Origin of the sequence: Vibrio sp. 1159, assembly GCF_033340395.1 — a bacterium.
In the GTDB taxonomy this organism is placed as follows: Bacteria; Pseudomonadota; Gammaproteobacteria; order Enterobacterales; family Vibrionaceae; genus Vibrio; species Vibrio alginolyticus.
The window spans coordinates 1-3,577 of record NZ_JAWOWL010000071.1 but is presented as its reverse complement, the minus strand read 5'-3'; the positions used below and the strand labels follow the sequence as shown (position 1 = coordinate 3,577).

Here is a 3,577-nt window from a genome sequence, read left to right as displayed (position 1 = left end):
AACGAGACAAAAACCCAAAGGGGTGAATCCCCTTTTTCTTGCCCTTCTTGGTGCTACCTTTAGCCATTTCTCGATCCACTCCCCAGTGTCTCGAATCGTCTTGTTTTGCTAGGTAGTCACCAACGCTCACACCATGCTTAATATCAAGCGCATGTTGACGGAAGGCATCGAGTGAAACGGGTGTGCCGTCTGGTTTCAGCATCAGCCCAGCCCTTTCGCAACAAGCCTCCCAACGTTCAAGAAGCAGTTCCTCAAAGACTTCTGTCGGCTCCGCTGATAGCAGTCGTTCAAGCCTCTCCGCGTGGCGCTTCGCCTTAAACTTAGCCTTGAGGTATGCCGACAAGCGATCTCGATTGATTTCCTTATCAATACACCAAAGCTCGTGAGTATGTGGGTGCCAGCCGTGTTCCTCTCCCCATGTCACCTCCAGTGACCTGATAAGAGAGTCAAAACCAAACACCTCTTTAAACGTGTTCCATGCCTTACCCCTCCGAAGACGCACCAATGCATCTTTCTGTTTATCCAGTACATCTCCTAGTTTTTCCCCTAGACTATGGCTGAACGTAAACGTGATCATGCTTACCGTCTTATTTTCAAGGCTGTACCAAAAATCCACAGCCTTGGAGATCTCACCTCGGCGACGTTCTTCTATCTTCGCACTGCATATCGGGCAGGTGTGAACACTGCCGCACGCTGTAACGCCAGATAGGAAAGCCTTGTTGTATTCGCTGGATACATGCACACGTACATCGTCATGCGCTATGTAAGCGCACTTAGCTGTCCGGTGGTAATTTAAAACATGCTTATATCCCTCTTTCTCGCCCTGCTTTGCGTAAATAGCCCTAGCAGCTCTCGAAAGTTGGTATCGTTCTTTTCGGATGTTACGGAATTTTCCAAAATCTCCTTCACATGCTTCGCAGGGTGAAGAGGATTTCGTCTTTATCCCGAGGGGCTTGCAGCCCGCGCCTTGTGGCGCTCCTCGCTCGTTAGATCCGCACATACTCGTCATCGCTATTCGATGACAAGAGGCGTTGTGAAAGGTTGATTTTTAGGTCAGTTCGATTCATAATTCTCTTGTCTTTGGAACCCCGCTGAGAGATTGCCGTCTCGATGAAGCGGGGTTTTTGCATTTTGGGGCTTCTTGCCCTCATTTCGTATGTAATTTACTCATTTCTCACAGCTTTTACAACTGCACTCGCCCACACTTTAGAGCACGGCTTAGTAAGGGCTTGGCATCACTTCGTTCTAGCCAAACCCCTGATCCAGTTTTTGGGGTCGGTTGTGTGCATCAAGTAAAAATAACGGTCTCCCAGAGGGAACCCTCCGTGATTTTCCTTGACCCCCACGCCCTCAAAGCCCAACATTTTCCAAATTTGTTAGGGCTTGAAGCTAAACGATGCGACATGCTTTTCGTTTTCTTCCCCCACTCTCACCTTGGCTTTATCGATGCTTTTCGTAACTCTATCCTCCATTCCCTTAAGCGTTGGTGTAGAGCGAAAAGCATCAATCTCCTTCTCAAGATCTTGCTTGTATGACTCTTTGATCTTGGCTTTGACCTCATCGGTCAAACGTCCCTCTAGTTCACTCTCGACCTTCTCAACAGCCCTATCAACTAGCGGGAGGTATTTACCCTTGAGCGTATCCATGCATTCGTTTTTAAGCTGCTCCAGCATGTTATCTGCTGCAACATGCAGATCAGCCTTTACCTGATCCAGAACCTCATAAAAATGCTTTACCTCCGTGTGCTTGCGCTTGCTGCCGTGCTTGGGCGGTTCGATGTTGGCTATACGACCCTCCATAGATGCATAATAACTCCTCTGCATTCTTGCTAGTTGGGCCTTACCAAACATATCCCTTGCACTCAAAGAGTGCCTACCATCCCTTTCCACCACAGGCACAACAACAAAATGTATGTGTGGCGTTTCCTCGTCCCTATGCAGCACAGCATTAACCAAATTATCTCCAAACTCTTTGTTCAGCCATTCCTTGGATTGTTTGTACCACTCGCGTAATACCTCAATATCCTCTTTTCCGTCTGGCTTAATTAGTTCAGGGCTTAATTGCAATAACCCTTCCATCGCCAAAACCGAATTCTTTCTCGGCTCTTTATCTAATATTTCCAGCCGACCCTTTACGTCTGCTGCTAAATTATTAGTGCCGTGAAAGTACCTATTCAGTTTATTTAACTGAGGGTTTGCGTTAGGTGTGTTTTTATGGTGGCGGTGCTGATGTGCGCCTGCCTGCCTTATATTTGCCACATTTTTAATTTTGGCAAATCTTAATATCGTGGTTCCCATATAATTTATTTAAATTATAGGTAATCACGACCTTACAAACAAATGTATATATACAAAGCTCCGCAAAGTATATATACAAAGGTTTGTATACTCACTATACAAAGTACCTTTGTGTTCGGGGCTGCGCCCAAAAGAAAAGCCACCTCGTGGTGGCTTAAGATAACCTTGGCTTCACAGCTAGGTTATTATTTTTCCCTTCACAGTCTCCGCAATAAAATCCTTTATTCGGACTGTAAGGTAAAAGGAAATTAAATTTCCTCTTACATGTATCGCAACGTCTTGGATCTGGTTTAAGCATAGGCATTTTATTTAATATTATTTCCTGTACCAAGTCATAGCCTTGCACCGAGGACAGCACTCTAATGTTTCTGAAATTTTATACTGCGTTCCATCCTCACGCTCGTATGTTTTAATCTCCGTTTCCGCATCAAACTCCAATTCTTTTCTGCTTCCACAACCAGTACATTTTCTAATGTGAATCCACTCTTTTTTACATGTGTTAATTAATTTTCCATTCATAAATTTATTTGTTTAAATTTTCAAAATTACTTTCTTCTGGACAATCTTCATATTGCCATCGTTTATAACCACAAGACTTACACTCTTCTTGCCAGAATATAGTTTCTTCATACGGCATTCCATCATCGTCTCTTTTTTCATATTCCGCTGTTTGAATATGTACTCTATCATCTTCACAATTACAACATTCAAAAGTGTCTTCGGTTATTTCAGTTCTAGTTGTCATGGTATATTTTCTGTTATTGGTTTTGTTTTATTTTGCTTAATTAATACAAGTAAGGCAATTCACTCACGCCCGTTTTAATTCCTCTCGGAATTCGTCTGCAATATCCTGAATGACCTTGAAGCTGATCCCCTCCGTCCGGGTCTCAACCGCTTCTGGCTCTGCCGTGTAAAAGTCCAACTCTTCAATCTCTTCGATCACCTCTCTGAGATTTTCATCGTCCTCGGCTGCTGCCAGAACACGAGGCACATTGTGCCTAGCCTTGCGCCATTCTCCATCGAGCATCTGGTAAACGATCACAGCATGATCATCTTGCTCCGCTGCAATCTCTTCGTCTGTTTTTTCGCTAAGGCCAACTCGTTCCTTTAACTCGGGAGACCAGTATAAACGGCGTTTACCGTCAATGGCCTCGCTGTACTCAAGCCAACGGCCAGACCAAACACCATCGCCTGTTTCAGCGAAACGAGACAAAAACCCAAAGGGGTGAATCCCCTTTTTCTTGCCCTTCTTGGTGCTACCTTTAGCCATTTCTCGATCC

The 3,577-nt window shown here is 44.7% G+C and carries 3 protein-coding genes and 1 pseudogene; all 4 read right to left on the bottom strand.

Going from position 1 to position 3,577, the window contains the following annotated elements; genetic code table 11:
* Window positions 1–742, bottom strand: a 742-nt coding sequence (locus R7127_RS25855; protein ID WP_318148653.1) for a protein rep, incomplete at its 3' end; no start/stop codon positions are given.
* 634 nt (window positions 743–1,376) lie between these two features.
* Window positions 1,377–2,297: a MobV family relaxase gene (gene mobV / locus R7127_RS25850; RefSeq protein ID WP_318148652.1), complete on the bottom strand. Its 921-nt coding sequence runs from the start codon at window positions 2,295–2,297 to the stop codon at window positions 1,377–1,379.
* A 523-nt stretch (window positions 2,298–2,820) separates the two neighbouring features.
* Window positions 2,821–3,042 carry a hypothetical protein gene (locus R7127_RS25845; protein WP_169630435.1) on the bottom strand — a complete coding sequence of 74 codons (222 nt, stop codon included), beginning with the start codon at window positions 3,040–3,042 and terminating at the stop codon, window positions 2,821–2,823.
* Window positions 3,043–3,105: 63 nt separating this feature from the next.
* A pseudogene (locus tag R7127_RS25840) lies at window positions 3,106–3,577 on the bottom strand (hypothetical protein); the annotation flags it as partial.

Coding starts and splice junctions, on each gene's coding strand:
- mobV (WP_318148652.1), bottom strand. CDS start 2,297: ATGGGAACCACGATATTAAGATTTGCCAAAATTAAAAATGTGGCAAAT.
- R7127_RS25845 (WP_169630435.1), bottom strand. CDS start 3,042: ATGACAACTAGAACTGAAATAACCGAAGACACTTTTGAATGTTGTAAT.